Below are 14621 nucleotides of genomic sequence, written 5' to 3' on the forward strand. Positions count from 1 at the left end.
GCATGGCTGCTCACGACGCGTCCGGCGTCCCCGCGTGGGTCGAGCCGATGCTGGCCAAGGCCGACGGCGGCCGCCTGCGCAGCGGCGCCGAGTGGGCGTACGAGTACAAACTGGACGGGTACCGCGCCGCCATGCGGATCGCCCCGGCCGGCACCACCGTGCTCACCAGCCGCAACAACATCGACTTCACCGCCGAGTTCGCCGAGCTCGCCGGCGTCCTCGCCCCGGCGCTCGACGGCCGGGCCGCCTACCTCGACGGCGAGGTCGTCGTCTACGACGAGGACGGCCGGATCGACTTCGAGCTCATGCAGGAGCGCCGCGGCCGCTGGGTCCGGCACCAGAGCGGGCCGCGGGGGCGGCCGTTCGACGACGTCGCCGTCCGGTTCCTCGCCTTCGACCTGCTCCGGCTCGGCGACCGTGACCTGCTGAAGGAACCCTACGACGAGCGCCGCCGCCTGCTGGCCGGCCTGCCGATGCCCGACCCCTACCGCGTCTCGGTGGTCCGCGCCGTCACCTTCGACGAGCTCGCCGCCGACCGCCGCACGCCGGCGGACTTCCTGGCCCACGCCGCGGCGGCCGGTTACGAGGGCGTCGTCGCGAAGCTGCGCAGCTCCGCCTACGTGCCCGGGCAGCGGCCGGACTCCTGGCTCAAGCACCCGCTGATCCGCACCCAGGAGGTCATCGTCTGCGGCTGGCGCCCCGGGCAGCGCAGCTTCACCGGCACCCTCGGCGGTCTCCTGCTCGGGGCGCACGACCCCGGCACCGGCGACCTCGTGTACATCGGCGATGTCGGCACCGGCTTCAGCCAGGCCACCCGCGCCGACCTGATGGCGCAGCTGCAGCAGCTCGAACGCCGCACCCACCCGTTCGCGGCGACGCCGCCGCGAGAGGACACCGTCCGCGCGCGCTGGGTCGAGCCGCGGCTCGTCGGGGAGATCGTCTACCGGCAGTTCACGCGCGGCGGCCGCGTCCGCCACACCGCCTGGCGCGGCCTGCGCGCCGACAAGAAGCCGGCGGACGTCGTCGCCCCGCGAGCGGCGGAACCCGTACCGGCCCCGCCCCCGCCGCCGGCACCGGCCGGTCAGCGGATCACCGTGCAGGCCGGGAACCGGCGGCTCACCCTGTCCAATTTGGACAAGGTGCTGTACCCGGCGGGCGGGTTCACCAAGGGCGAGGTGATCAACTACTACTCGCGGATCGCGCCGGTCCTGCTGCCGCACCTGGCCGGCCGGCCGGTGACGTTCATCCGCTACCCGAACGGCGTCGGCGGGGAGAAGTGGTTCGAGAAGAACGTCCCCCACGGCGCGCCGTCGTGGCTGCGCACGGTCCGGCTGCCGAGCACGGGATCGCGCGGCAGCGGTGACACGATCGACTACCCGCTCCTCGACGACCTCCCGGCACTGGTGTGGGCGGCGAACATGGCGGCGCTCGAACTGCACGTTCCACAATGGACTGTGACGTCGGCGGCGACGCGCCGTCCGCCCGACCGCCTGGTGTTCGACCTCGATCCCGGGCCGGGCACGACGGTCGTCGACTGCGCGCGCGTCGCCGAACGCCTCCACGACGTCCTGGTCGCCGCAGGCCTGACCCCGTTCGCGAAGACGTCCGGGTCGAAGGGGATGCAGCTGTACTGCGGCATCCGGACCGACGACCCGGCCGCGCCGTCGGCGTACGCCAAGCGGCTCGCGCAGCAGCTCGCGCGGGAGACGCCCGGCTCGGTGACCGCGGTGATGGCCAAGGCACAGCGCGGCGGCCGGGTGTTCATCGACTGGAGCCAGAACAACCCGGCCAAGACGACGGTCGCGCCGTACTCCCTGCGCGGCCGCGACCACCCGACGGTCTCGACGCCGGTGACGTGGGACGAGGTCCGCGCGTGCCGCCACGTGAACCATTTGACGTTCACGGCGGAGGACGTCCTCGACCGCGTCGACGAGTTCGGTGATGTGCTCGACGGCTTGCCCGGGAGCCGGGCTCCGCTCCCCTAGTGTCGCTTGAGGACGCGCCTGGCCTGGTTCAGCAGGCCCCGCCAGGCTTTCCGGCCGGCCGTGGTCTTGCCCGGCGCCGGTTCCCCGGTGGGTGTTTCCTCGACGGATCGGGTTCGCGGCGCGGGGATTTCGCCGGCGATCGTTCCCGACTCGGCCGCCGGGGCCTCCGGCCGCGATTCGACCGGGTGCGGTTCGGTGGGCCGCGGCTCGGCGGCCCGCGGCTCAGCGGCCCGCGGCTCAGCGGCCCGCGGCTCACCGGCCCGCGACTCAGCGGCCCGCGGCTCGGCGGCCCGCGCCGGTGCGGCCACGGACTTCACCGGGAGAGGAGGAGCCGCCGGAGCATGACGGGGCTGTCGCGGGAGATCCGGTACGGCGCGGGCTTCGGCTTGCACCTGCGGCCGCGCCCGGACGTCGCTCCGCGGCGCGGGCTCGGGGGCCTCTCGCCCCCGCGGCCGGACCGGCGCTCGACGCTGGTTCAGCGGCTGCTCCGACCCGAGCAGGTCCGGCGTGACGACCGGCGTCATCAGCGGCGTGTGCGCGGCGTCGGCGTTCGGCCGCGCCGGTTCCCGCGCCTGCGGGTACCGGGCCAGCGGATCGGCCTCCGTCGGCACCGCCCGGCTCCGCAGCAACCCGACGCACCCCAGCAGCCCGAGCAAGCCGGCGAGACCCCAAAAGACCGTCATGACCGTCCTCCCTTTCGATGCTCGCCCCCGGATAACCGGCCACGCGCACGCCAACCGGACCGCTACCCGGGTGAGTGAAGCTCACCCCAGCTGCGGCACGTCGCCCGGGAACGAGATCGGCAGTTCGTACAACCCGCGCGCCGTGCGCGCACCGTCCAGCCAGCCGTGGAAGTAGATGTGGCCGTCCACGACGTCGGCGCCGCCCGGACCGTCCACCTTGCCGCCCAGCAGCTCCGTCGAGAGGAACTGCGCGTCCGCCTTCACGAACGGGCCGGTCACCGTCGGCGCCGACGCGTAGCACGTGTGGTACCCCGAACTCCGGAACGTGTCCGCCGAATAGAACAACAGGAACCGGCTGGCGGTCTTCACCACCGACGGCGCCTCGACGACCGCCTTCTCCGCGTTCAGGTCCGCGCGCAGCAGCTCGGTGCGCGGGCCCGTGAGCGTGCGCCCGTCGGCTTCGACCTCCTGCAGGAAGATCGCGGCCGGTGCGCCGGTCGCGGCACCGTCGCTTTTGTAGAGCAGGTAACGGGTTCCGTCCGCGTCGAGGAACGTCTGCGGGTCGATGTCGCCGTGGTCCTCGGGCACGCAGACCAGTGGCTGGTCGCCGGCCGGGGTGTACGGCCCGGTCGCTTCAGCCGCGGTCGCGGCGCCGAGGCACATCTCCCCGCCCGCCGTCTTCGCCGCCGCGAAGTACAGGACGAAGGTGCCGTCCGGCAGCTGGGTGACGTCCGGTGCCCAGAACCCGCCGTCCGGCTTGGCCCACGCGGGCACGGCGCCGAGCGCGTCGCCGGTGATCCGCCACGGCCCCTCCGGTGCCGGCGCGGTCGCCACCGGGACCCGGCCCGAGCCGGTGCTGGTCGAGAACGCGAAGTAGCCGCCCGGGGTCTTCACGACGTCCGGGTCGGGGAAGTCCTGGTTGATCAGCAGACGTGGTTCGCCGACGGCCGAAGCCGCCGGGGAGACGGCGAAAGCGGCCGCCAGCGCGATCACGGGAGCGAGCAGGCAGTACCGGGTGTTCATAAGCGATTCTCTTGACGTTCCGAGGGTTTCGGCAATCGTGGTCACCGGGAGGTGTGGACTTGCCCGCGCGCCCGGATCGGGTGGATTCGACCGGCGGCCAGAGGGTAGCCGCCGTCGCATGCACGCACCGAAAGGCCGTGGCGCCCACCGCGCCGGGCACGCCGTCGGCGAAGCCGAAGGAGCGGCCACACGCCAGGGGAAACCCCTTGGCACGCCGGGAAAGCCGCTCGACCGCCGGTCGCCGTTCTTCGCCGGCCTGACCGCGGCGGCCGGGGTGGCCGTCACGGTCGCGGTCGTCGAGGTCGTGCTCGCGGCGTCCGACGTGCTGCTGCTGATCGGCATCGCGTTCTTCATCGCCGTCGGGCTGGAGCCGGTGACCGCCCGGCTCACCCGCCGGATGCCCCGCGCGCTCGCCGCCGGCCTGGTCGTCGTGGCTGCGCTGGCCGTCTTCGGCGCCGCCGTCGCCGGTGCCGCCGTTCCGCTGTCGGACCAGCTCGGGCAGCTGCGCGACGGCGCGCCGCACTACCTGGCGCTGCTGCGCGACCCGGGTACGCTCCTCGGCCGCGCCAACGAAACCTTCGGGCTCGAAGCCGCGCTCCGGAGTATCCACCTGACGGACGTCGCGAAGTCGTTCGCCGCCGTGCTGGGCGACGCCGCGATCGTCGTCGTGCTGAGCACGTACTTCGCCGCCGACTTCCCGCGGGTCCGCACGGCGCTCTACCGGCTGGCTCCCCGGTCGCGGCGGCCGCGCGTGATCCTCATCGGCGACGCCGTCTTCCGGAAGGTCGGCGCCTACCTGGTCGGCAACGTCGTGGTGTCGCTGATCGCGGGTGTCCTGACGTTCGCCTGGCTGTGGGGCTTCGGCGTGCCTTACCCGCTGGTGCTCGCCCTGCTCGTCGCCGTCCTCGACCTGGTACCCGTCGCGGGTTCGGTGGTGGCCGGGGCCGGCACCACCCTCGTCGCGCTGACGGTGTCGGTGCCCGCCGGTCTCGCGACCGCCGGTTTCTTCGTCGGCTACCGCGTGCTCGAGGACTACGTGCTGCTGCCGAAGATCGTCGGCCGGGCCGTGCGGATCCCGGCGCTCGTCACGGTCGTCGCCGTGCTGATCGGCTTCGAGCTGCTCGGCGTGGTCGGCGCGTTCGTGGCGGTGCCCGTCGCGGCGGCCGTGCTCCTGGTGGTGCGGGAAGTGGCCGTGCACCGCCTCGACCGGACGTGAAACCGCCGCGCGGGGGGCAACCGCGCGGCGGCTTCGACCGGGACCGGTCAGTTGTCCTGCGCCGTCCCGCCGTCGGAGATGGCACCGCTGGCGCAGTTGAACGGGGTCTCGCCCTCGGCGTCGTGCTCGCCCGGGGAGAGCACCGGCACGCCGATGCCGTCGGCGACGTGCTGGACCGGCACCTGCACGCCGAGCACGTTGACGTTGTCGTCGCAGACGCCGCCGACCGCGTTCAGGTTGTGCACCGCGTCGAGGTTCTGCACGTTGCCGAGGCCGACCTGGTCGCTGTGGTCGATCGGGTGGCCGGCGACGGTGATGCCGGTCGCGGACGCGGATCCGCCGAGCACCGCCATCCCGGCGGCGAGAGCGGTGGCGACGAAGCCGAGCTGCTTGATCACTTGAAGAACTCCTTACAGAACCCACCGGACCGTCCGGTGGGGGATCGGGGGAAGGGAACCGGGCCCGGCTTCGGTTCGCCGGGCCGCGGCAAGTCGGTTAGGGTGCGGTTCACGCCGGGTGGGACCGGCGCACTTTCTCCAGGTCGTGACCGGTCCCACCCGTGCCGGCGACGTCCGGCGTCGCGGCGGGCCCGGGACGCGGAACCGGAGTGTGCAGCTCGCTCCGCGTTCCGGGCCCGCGCCACGACGCCGACGCGAATCGCCGTTTCCCGTGCCGGCCACCGGCGTCCGCACACACAGCGGGCGGCGGCGGCACGGAACCTCAGTTGCCCTGGCTCGTGCCGCCGTCGGTCAGCGCGCTGGAAGCACAGTTGTAGGGCGCGTCGCCGCTGGCGTCGCTCTCGCCCGGCGACAGGATCGGCACACCGACGCCGTTGAGCGAGTCGCGGATCGGGACCTGCACGCCGAGGACGTTGATGTCGTTGCCGCAGAGGCCCGGGGTGACGTCGACGTTGTGCAGCACGTCGGTGTTGTTCAGGTTCACGAGGCCGACCTGGCCCGTGTAGTCGTAGCCGCCGGTGTGGTGGCCGTGGTGGCCGTGCTCGTCCGGGGTGCCGGCGGCGGCGACGCCCCCGGCCAGGAAAGCGCCCGCCGCGGCGGCGGCCGTGACGAAGCCGAGCTTCTTCAGCATGGGATTTCTCCTCGATCGACGATTGCGTCTGATGGGCGGCAGTGAAGGTGTGTTCTCCGCCTGGTGTGAGGGAAACGTACTGACGTGGCCGCATCGGATCCACTCCGCGCCACCATCGTGTGGGTGCCGCAAGCCCCTGACCGGCCTGGTTGTGGTCCGATCGGGTTACGCGGATCCGGTTGCCCACCAGCGTTTTTCCGGCCTGACGACCACGCATCGGTTGTGCAGCAGCAAAAATGTTCCGGGCATGCCAAAGAGCCCTGCGCCGCCTCGGTGGAGGCGGCGCAGGGCCGGCATTGTCGGTCTTCTAGCCGGGCCACGCCTCCGCTTCGGCGGTGAGTGCCGTCGTCACGTCGATCTCGCCCGACCGCACCCGCCACGCGAGCGAGCCGGGACGGGGTTCGATGAAGTGCCAGCCGGTGACGTCTTCGTCGGTGTAGCAAGGGTTTTCGTCGTCACCGATGCCGAGCGCGGCGAAGTACTGGCGGGCGGGCCAGGTTTCGGGAACCCAGGCACGGGCCCAGCGCACGACGATGCGGGCGAGATCGTTGCGGGCGTCCGCCGGGTGGATCAGGCGGTCGCCGGTGGTGCAGATCAAGCGTGCTGAAAAGGTCGCGCCCAGCGGGGCGACCACGAGCTGACTGTTCATTACTCCCCCGGGTCCACGGCAGTGGACGGTGTTTCCGAATACGGATGCGCACCAGCGCGAGAAAGGGGAAGGACGCCGGTGGCGGACGCACACGTCCTTCCACGGCTCCTGCTTGAACCGACGGCCATTCTACAAACGCCGCCGGGGCACCGGAATCCGGGTCGGGTAGCCCGTTCCCGTGACAGTGCGTGTGAAGGCGGAGGGCCGGGGTACGCGGCCGGTGACCGTCCGCCCGCAGGGAAGGAAGAACCGAGATGAACCGAACGGCACGAAACGTCCTGGCCGCCACGACCGCGGCGGCCGCCATCGCGATGAGCGGGGCTTCCGCGGCCGCCGCGGCGCCGGACGAGCCGGTACCGGCGGCACAGACGGACGATGACGGCCTGTGGGGGTTGCTCGGACTGGCCGGGTTGCTCGGCTTGGCCGGATTGGCCCGGCGCGGGCCGAAGCCGGGGGCCATGGCGGGGTATCCGGCCGCGGGGCGGACTTCGCGCCCTGACGCGGAAACTTCACGGGCGGGGCAGGCGCCGCCGGTGAACACGTACCCGCCCGCCGAACCCCGGCGCACCCCACCGGGCGTCTGAGGTTCGTGCCGGGACCCGGGAAATCCGGCGGGGTGGCCGGTTTCCCGGGGTCTCGGGCCGCCATCGGCCGAGCCGGCGCACCCGAGCGCGTCGGAACTCTTCCCGCGCACCGTTTCCGCTGCCCGGGTTCCCGTGGCGCACCGCACCCGATCCCCTCTTCTCCCGCACGGAACGTCCCGGCACCGGTGGCGCCGGGACGTTCCGCTTTTTCGTGTTCTCCATTGGGCGCCCAGTTGTCAGGTCTCGGCACCGAGGAAGCCGCGGAAGGACCGGAAACCGGATCCGGCGGCCGCCACCCAGATTAGCGAGGCACTCAGCGCGCAAGAAGTGCTTTCGCGTCGTACCCTTCTTAAGAGTGGCTTTCCGCCCGTAGGCAAATGCGCATGGTTACCCATTATTTTCCCCGACAAACCTCACGATCGAGTGAAACTCGCGTGCCACGCGAGAACCACTCCAGTCATACCTTCCGTAAAGGAACCCAGCTCAATTCAGCCGTTCATCGTAACGAACGCTCACCATCGAGTGATGCACTCACGATAAGTCATCAGCGTGCGGAATTGTCGATCGCCGCCTTCACGCGAACTCGATGTTTGTTCCGGAACTTCCCGGACCGCCGTGCACCGAGCGGAATCGCCAGGTCGCCGGAAGCCGTCGGATCCGCTCGCGGTATTCGTCATCGGAGATCACCATGATCTCCAGTCGGTATCGGAATTCCGGAGGAGTACGACATGAAAAGTGCACTGACCCGGGCGGTCACGGTCTTTCTCACCGCGACCGCGGTGACCCTCGCCGGGGTGGGCGTGGCGTCGGCGGGCGGGCCCGGCGGCAGCGGCTCGTCGAGCACGACGAGCGCGGCGGCGCAGGTCCAGTCCCTGCGCGATCAGCTGGTCTCGCGCGCGGACGGCGGCGACGTCGACGGCACGCGGGTCACGCTGACCGACCTCGATCCGGTGCTCACGGATCTGGCCCAGGGCAACCGGTACACCATCCAGGCCGAGACCCGCGACAAGGCGGCGACGGCCCGGCACGACACCGCCGAAGCACGCGAAGGCGTCGACCGGCTGGCGGCGGACCTGAAGGCCCGCCAGAGCCTCCCGCCGGTCTCCGCGCTCCTCAACGCGTTGCTGCAGCGCGTGCTGATCTCGCTGTCCGCTCTCGTGAACGACCTTCTCGGCGGGCTGCCCGTCCCGGTCGGCTAGGGGCCGACCGGACCCCGGACGGACAGCCGGCGACGGCCCGGTGCGGCTCACCTCCCCGCACCGGGCTTTCGTCGTCTTCGAACACCCGCGAAAAAGCCCGGTGCGGTCCGCACCGGGCCTTCTCGCCGCCGCAGCTATTCGTAGACGACGTAGGCGGGCACCGGGCTCAGCGCCAGCACCTCCGCCGGGGTCATCAACGCCGCGCCGCGACGGGTGTCCTCGTCGAAGAACAGCTTGAACCCGGGCCGCACGTGCGCCGGGCGGGTTGTCATGAGCGTCCGCCACGTCGCCCTCTTCGCCGCCGCCGACCCGATGCCGTCGACGACCTTCACCGGCGCGACCCCGGGGTGCGCGAGCAGGAGCTCCTCGTTTCGCACCACCGACGACGCCACCTGGTGGTACACCATGACCTTGGCGGGCAGGCGGTGCGCTCCGGCCAGTCCGCCGAGGTAGCGCGCGACGCCGTCGAGCTCGTCCCCGGTCGTGCGGCCGAACTTCTTCCCCGGCACCACCCCCGGCTCCACGGCCCACTCGGGGTCGAGCGCGACGCCGACGTCGGGCTCGGTCAGCCAGCGTTCGTACGCCTGGACTTCGGGCAGGAAGTCGGCGCGGCCGGGCTGGATGTTCAGCAGCAGCAAGCCGTTCAGGGCCCGGGCGGCGTCGAGGTAGTCCCGGACCGTCTCCTCCGCGCACCGGCTGCGGTACATGCCGTCGTCGCCGGGTGAGCGGTGCACGGTGGTCGCGATCAGCTCGACGACCGGGGTGATCGGCCGGCCGGCCGGGAAGGCCCGGATCCGCTGGCGCAGCTCACGGCTCGCCGCCGTCAGGTCACCGGTCATCCGGCCGAGCGCCGGGGACCCGGGGGCTCCGCAGAAGCCGACGAGCAGGCCGGTGTCCAGGGGATTCGGCGGTGGCGACGGCGGGGCCGGCGTCGCGGTGACCGGCACGGCGAGGGCGCGGCCCGGCCGGCGGGCGCCGCACGCGCTCGCCGCGAGACCGGCCAGGGCGGCGGTGAGGACCAGACGTCGATCGAAGGTGCGCTGGGCGGCGGTGCACGCCGTTTTCGGGACCATCGCAGGGAAATACCCGCGGTGATCTTCGCGCAAACTTCACGGGCGGCGATCACCGCATCGTGCCGGGGGCCGTTTCGCGACCCCGGCCGCTGCCTGCGGAAACGGAGAATTCCGGCCGGTGGCGGGGAAATCCGCGCTCACCCGACCCGGTGGACCGGGCCGCGCCGCGGCGGGTCCGGCCCCACACTTCCCCGCATGCGTAGCCTTTTCCGGTTCGGCACGGGGTTCGCCGTCGTGGCCGCCGTGACGGCGTGCGGCGGCCCGGCGCCCGCCGAGTCCCCGGTGCCCGGTCCGGCACCCGCCGCCGCCACACCCGCCCGCGTCACGCCCGCGTTCGCGCGCCAGGTCGGCGCCGACGAGCTCGGGCGGGTGCCGATCCTGATGTACCACCGGATCGCCGAGCGGCCGCGATCGGTCTACGACCGCACGCCCGCCGACTTCACCGCCGAGCTCGAGCGGCTGGCGGCGGAGGACTACGTCCCGGTGACGACGGCCGAGCTGGTGTCGCGCCGGCTCGACCTCCCGGCCGGCGCGCACCCGGTGGTCCTGACCTTCGACGACGGCGACCCGAGCGCGTTCGCCCTGACGCCGCAGGGACAGCCGGCGGCGGGCACGGCGATCCGGATCCTGCTGGACGTCGCGGCGGCGCACCCGCGGTTCCGCCCCGTGGCGAGCCTGTACGTCAACGAGCACCCGTTCGGCACGCCGGACGACGGGCCGGCGCTGCGCTGGCTGGCCGCCCACGGCTTCGAGATCGGCAACCACACGCGCCACCACACGAACCTGCGCACGGCGTCGGAGAGCGAGGTGACGACGGCGATCGTAAAGGAGGACGCGGCGATCCGCGCGAGCGGCTACCGGCCGCGGACGTTGGCGCTGCCGTACGGGACGCGCCCGCGGCACGCGGACTCGGCGTTGCGGGGGCCGGGCTACGCGTACGAGGGCGCGCTGCTGGTGGGGGCCGGGCCGGCGCCTTCACCGTGCGCGGACGGGTTCGACCCCGGGGCGATCCCGCGGATCCGGTCGCAGTCGAGCGGCGCGGAGGCGGAGTACGGATCGTCCCACTGGCTCGACGTGCTGGCCGGACCGCACGGCCACCGGTACACCTCCGACGGCGACCCGTCGACGGTGGCGTACCCCCGATCGGCGGCGGCCCCGGGCCCGGCGTGCGCGAGCGTGGGCCTTGCCTACTGAACCGGCGCGCGTCGACTGGCTGCCCCAGCCCCGGCCGAGGACGGCCCGGCCGGTGGAGGAGGAGCCCCCGGCGGCGGGAGTGCCGAGAGCCCGGCGGCGGCTGCGGCTCCGCCGCGCGGGGGCGGTTCCCAGGCCGCGATCGGCCGCGGATCGGTGTTCGCCGGAGGGTCCGGAGGCGCCCGCGGCGGCGGTGCGGGTGCCATCGAGGGCCGAGCCGCCAACGGAACCCGCGCGGCGGGCGGTGTCCGAGCGGCCGCAGCCTCCGCTCGGCCTGGCGGTTGAGCGTTCTGCCTCGCAAGCACAAGGGGGCTCCGCGACCAAGTCTCCGGCCGCACACCAGACCACGGCCGCCGAAACCACCCCACCACCACAAGCGGCCCCCGCGACCGAATCCGCGGCGGCGGTGCGGGTGCCATCGAGGGCCGAGCCGCCAACGGAACCCGTGCGGCGGGCGGTGTCCGAGCTGCCGCAGCCTCCGATCGGCCTGGCGGCTGGGCGTTCTGCCTCGCAAGCTCACGCCACCCTCGCGACCAAGCCCCCGGCCGCACACCCCACCACACCCACCGAAACCACCCCACCACCACAAACCAGCCCCGCGACCGATCCGCTCCCGGCGGCCGATCCCCTCACTCCGCCGGAGCCTGCTCCCATCGTCTGGCCGTCCGGGCCGGAACCCGCGCCGCCCACCACCACCGTTCTCCCGCTCGCCACCGAACCCCGGCGCACCGCCGAAGAAACCACCGCCGCCCTGCTGGATGTCCCGGCCGATCCCGCCGGGCCGACGGCGTGGTGGCCGCCCGCGGTGCTGGTTTTCGCCGTCGCTCTCGCCGTTGCCCTGCTCCTGCTCCCCCGTGCCGCCGAACCGCGACGCCTCGGCGGCACTCCCGCCGCCCTCTCCCCCACCGCCGCGCCGGCCGCCTCCCGGCCGCCGGAACCCGCCGCTCTTCCCGACGGCCCACCGGTCACCCCGGCCGGACACGGGACCTGGCACGTCCTGCCCGGCCCCGCCACCCTCGCCGGAGCCGGCGACGGCGCCGAAGAACTCACCTACACCGTCGAACTCGAAGACGGCGTCGACGCACCGGGATTCGCCGAGCAGGTGGACGCCGTCCTCACCGACCCGCGCGGCTGGATCGGCCAGGGCAAAGTCTCCTTCCGGCGGGAAACCGCACCCGGCGCGCGACCGGACGTGCGGATCAGCCTCACCACCCCCGGTACCAGCCGGCGGCTCTGCGGCTTCGCCATCCCCTACGACTCCTCGTGCCACCTGAGCCACCGGATCGTCCTCAACCTCGCCCGGTGGATCCGGGGCGCGCACTCCTTCGGCGGCGACCTCGCCGGCTACCGCGCCTACGCCGTCAACCACGAGATGGGGCACGCCCTCGGCTTCGGGCACGTCGGCTGCCCCGCTCCCGGCGCGCCCGCGCCGGTGATGATGCAGCAGACCTTCGGCCTCTCGAACACCTACCTCGCCGAGCTCAACCGCGCCGAACCCGCGGCCGCCACGCGGATCCGGGCCGACGGCGCCGTCTGCCGCCCGAACCCCTGGGTCGGGTGACGCCGGCCGGGTCCGGCGACCCAGGGTCGCGCCTCGTCAGCCGGACGAGTCACGGCCGGTCCCGAACGGGTTCCTGTGCGCTCGCCGCCCACCACCCCGCGCAGGGCCGCCGCTGGGCCAGACGGGCCACGCCCGGCCAGCGCGAGTGAAGCTCCTTGTCCCCGCCGATCTTCCCTCGCTAGCGTCGAGGAAGAGGGGACGACGCCGGGCTGTCCGGGGAGTTCCTTGCACACCAAGGAAAACGCGAGCGAGGAGTTTCTTCGATGACGGCTCTCGACCAGCCCGTGACCCGCACCGCGTACCAGCAGTCGGTCGCCGACTACTGGAACGCGGAGAAGGACCCGGTGAACCTCCGGCTGGGCGACGTCGACGGTCTCTACCACCACCACTACGGCCTCGGCGACTACGACCCGGCCGTGCTCGAGGCCCCGGAAGCCCAGCGCGACCAGGCGATCATCGCCGAGATGCACCGGCTCGAGACCGCGCAGGCCGACGTCCTCCTCGACCACCTCGGCCCGATCGGGCCCGCCGACCGGCTGCTCGACGCAGGCTGCGGCCGCGGTGGCACGAGTGTCATGGCCCACCAGCGCTTCGGCTGCCAGGTCGACGGGATCTCGATCTCCGAGCAGCAGGTCGGGTTCGCCAACGCGCACGTGCGGCAGCGCGGGATCGACGGCTCGGTGCGCTACCACCTGCGCAACATGCTCGACACCGGCTTCGAATCCGGGGTGTTCCAGGGCATCTGGAACAACGAGAGCACGATGTACGTCGACCTGCACGACCTGTTCGCCGAGCACGCGCGGCAGCTCAAGCCCGGCGGCCGGTACGTGACCATCACCGGGTGCTACAACGACGTCACCGGCGGCCGGTCGCGGGCGGTGAGCCAGATCGACCAGCACTACATCTGCAACATCCACGCCCGTGGCGACTACTTCAAGGCGTTGTCGGACACCGGGTTCGTACCGATCAACGTCGTCGACCTGACGGCCGCGACGATCCCGTACTGGGAGCTGCGGGAGCGCTCGTCGGTCGCCACCGGCGTCGAGAAGCCGTTCCTGACCGCTTATCGCGAAGGCAGCTTCCACTACCTGCTCATCGCCGCCGACCGCGTCTGAGGCGGGCCGGGCGACGAGGGAGAGCACCATGACGACCGGCACCGAGTGTCCACAGTGGACGAACGGTGGCCCCGCGAGCCTGCTCGCGGGCCCGTTCGGCCTCGGCACCGCGGCGGCCCGGATCGCGACGCAGTTCGCGCCGGCGCCTGGGCAGGACCCGGCCTACGCCCACCTGCCGTGGGGAGACGGCAGCGGGCCGCCGTTGTACTGCCCGGTCGCCGGCCGCGTCGACGACGCCCTCGCCGGGGAGGTCGACCGGCGGCTGGTCGCGTGGGCCGGGGACTGCGGCTTCACCGGCGCGGGCCTCGACCAGATCGCCCACGCCGGCTTCGGCAGGCTGGTGATGCTCGTCCACCCCGACTGCGACGACCCGGACCGGCTGCTCGTCGCGGCGCAGCTGAACGCGGTCTGGTGGGCGGCCGACGACTTCTACGCCGACGACAGCACGCTGGGCGCGGCGCCGACCGAACTGCCGCCACGCCTGGCGCTCGTCATGGCGGCCATGGACCCGGTCGCGCCGGCCGGGGAGTTCTCGGCGCCCCTGGAAGAGGCGCTGCGGGCCGACCCGATCCTCGTCGGCCTGCACTCGGCGGTCGGCCACCTGGGCCGGCACGGCTCCCCCGTGCTGGTGCAGCGGGTCTGCTACGCGACGTTCTCGATGTTCGTGAGCTGGGACGCCTACGCGGCGTGGCGGCACACCGGCCGCTACCCACCGGCGTGGGAGTACCTGGCCGCGCGCCAGCACGACAGCTTCTACACGTCGATGACCCTCGTGGACGCCGTCGGCGGCTACGAGCTGGCCGCGCCGTTCTACTACGACCCGCGCGTGCGGGAGGCGATGATGCGGGCCGGGACGGCGGCGGTGCTGGTCAACGACCTGCACTCGGTGGCCAGGGACGCGGCGGACGAGAAGCCCGTCTGCAACATGGTGCTGCAGATCGCCGCCGACCGGGGGTGCTCGGTCGAGGAGGCGGTCGAGGCCACCGTCGCACTGCACAACAAGATCGTCCACGAGTTCGAGGACAGCCACCGGGAGCTGATGGCGGTGCCGTCGCCGGAGCTGCAGCGGTTCCTCGTGGGCGTCCGTTCCTGGATGGGCGGCGGCTTCACCTGGCACGCCACCAATCCCCGTTACCAGTAGTGACCTACGAATTGATTGGGTGGTTTTCGCTGTGACCGTCACCGACCCGGTGGACACCGACCAGGCACCGCTGAGCCTCGGCCGGGCCGCGGCCCGCACCCTGGCCACCACG

14 protein-coding genes are annotated in these 14621 nt (G+C 72.8%); 8 read left to right on the forward strand and 6 right to left on the reverse strand.

Translation table 11 applies throughout. The annotated features are described in order from the left end of the window. The first annotated feature begins 2 nt into the window (after positions 1-2). Complete coding sequence (gene ligD / locus ACWEVP_RS28255) at positions 3-1985, forward strand: DNA ligase D (protein ID WP_452065586.1); 1983 nt, start codon at positions 3-5, stop codon at positions 1983-1985. Here the strand turns inward: ligD and ACWEVP_RS28260 are convergent. Then, positions 1982-2668: a hypothetical protein gene (locus ACWEVP_RS28260; protein WP_452065587.1), complete on the reverse strand. Its 687-nt coding sequence runs from the start codon at positions 2666-2668 to the stop codon at positions 1982-1984. The genes ligD and ACWEVP_RS28260 overlap by 4 nt on opposite strands. An 81-nt stretch (positions 2669-2749) precedes the next feature. After that, positions 2750-3691 (reverse strand): glycoside hydrolase family 43 protein, encoded by a 942-nt coding sequence (locus tag ACWEVP_RS28265; RefSeq protein WP_452065588.1) that lies wholly within the window; start codon positions 3689-3691, stop codon positions 2750-2752. A gap of 118 nt (positions 3692-3809) precedes the next feature. Here ACWEVP_RS28265 and ACWEVP_RS28270 point away from each other — a divergent pair, with 118 nt between their 5' ends. Beyond that, positions 3810-4907 (forward strand): AI-2E family transporter, encoded by a 1098-nt coding sequence (locus ACWEVP_RS28270; protein ID WP_452065589.1) that lies wholly within the window; start codon positions 3810-3812, stop codon positions 4905-4907. Positions 4908-4954: 47 nt separating this feature from the next. Here the strand turns inward: ACWEVP_RS28270 and ACWEVP_RS28275 are convergent, their stop codons facing one another. The 3 genes from ACWEVP_RS28275 to ACWEVP_RS28285 all read right to left on the reverse strand — a co-directional run bounded on the left by ACWEVP_RS28275 (position 4955) and on the right by ACWEVP_RS28285 (position 6645). After that, positions 4955-5305, reverse strand: a complete 351-nt coding sequence (locus tag ACWEVP_RS28275) for a hypothetical protein (protein ID WP_452065590.1) — start codon at positions 5303-5305, stop codon at positions 4955-4957. Between the two features lie 322 nt (positions 5306-5627). Next, positions 5628-5996, reverse strand: a complete 369-nt coding sequence (locus ACWEVP_RS28280; protein ID WP_452065591.1) for a hypothetical protein — start codon at positions 5994-5996, stop codon at positions 5628-5630. 307 nt (positions 5997-6303) lie between these two features. Continuing rightward, positions 6304-6645 carry a hypothetical protein gene (locus ACWEVP_RS28285; protein ID WP_452065592.1) on the reverse strand — a complete coding sequence of 114 codons (342 nt, stop codon included), beginning with the start codon at positions 6643-6645 and terminating at the stop codon, positions 6304-6306. A gap of 254 nt (positions 6646-6899) precedes the next feature. Between ACWEVP_RS28285 and ACWEVP_RS28290 the strand changes: the two genes are divergently transcribed. Both ACWEVP_RS28290 and ACWEVP_RS28295 read left to right on the forward strand, forming a co-directional pair. Then, a complete protein-coding gene (locus tag ACWEVP_RS28290) occupies positions 6900-7229 on the forward strand; it encodes a WGxxGxxG family protein (RefSeq protein WP_452065593.1) in 330 nt (109 codons plus the stop codon). Positions 7230-7957: 728 nt separating this feature from the next. Next, positions 7958-8428, forward strand: a complete 471-nt coding sequence (locus ACWEVP_RS28295) for a hypothetical protein (protein WP_452065594.1) — start codon at positions 7958-7960, stop codon at positions 8426-8428. Positions 8429-8562: 134 nt separating this feature from the next. Here the strand turns inward: ACWEVP_RS28295 and ACWEVP_RS28300 are convergent, their stop codons facing one another. Then, positions 8563-9501: a hypothetical protein gene (locus ACWEVP_RS28300; protein WP_452065595.1), complete on the reverse strand. Its 939-nt coding sequence runs from the start codon at positions 9499-9501 to the stop codon at positions 8563-8565. A gap of 195 nt (positions 9502-9696) precedes the next feature. Here ACWEVP_RS28300 and ACWEVP_RS28305 point away from each other — a divergent pair, with 195 nt between their 5' ends. The 4 genes from ACWEVP_RS28305 to ACWEVP_RS28320 all read left to right on the forward strand — a co-directional run bounded on the left by ACWEVP_RS28305 (position 9697) and on the right by ACWEVP_RS28320 (position 14509). Then, positions 9697-10695 carry a polysaccharide deacetylase family protein gene (locus tag ACWEVP_RS28305; protein WP_452065596.1) on the forward strand — a complete coding sequence of 333 codons (999 nt, stop codon included), beginning with the start codon at positions 9697-9699 and terminating at the stop codon, positions 10693-10695. A 454-nt stretch (positions 10696-11149) separates the two neighbouring features. Next, positions 11150-12253, forward strand: coding sequence for a DUF3152 domain-containing protein (locus ACWEVP_RS28310; RefSeq protein ID WP_452065597.1), 1104 nt, complete (start codon positions 11150-11152; stop codon positions 12251-12253). Between the two features lie 263 nt (positions 12254-12516). Continuing rightward, positions 12517-13368, forward strand: a complete 852-nt coding sequence (locus tag ACWEVP_RS28315; RefSeq protein WP_452065598.1) for a geranyl diphosphate 2-C-methyltransferase — start codon at positions 12517-12519, stop codon at positions 13366-13368. 28 nt (positions 13369-13396) lie between these two features. After that, positions 13397-14509 (forward strand): family 2 encapsulin nanocompartment cargo protein terpene cyclase, encoded by a 1113-nt coding sequence (locus ACWEVP_RS28320; protein WP_452065599.1) that lies wholly within the window; start codon positions 13397-13399, stop codon positions 14507-14509. Positions 14510-14621 lie beyond the last annotated feature (112 nt).

The sequence above is a fragment of the Amycolatopsis sp. NPDC003865 genome (genome assembly GCF_053605345.1).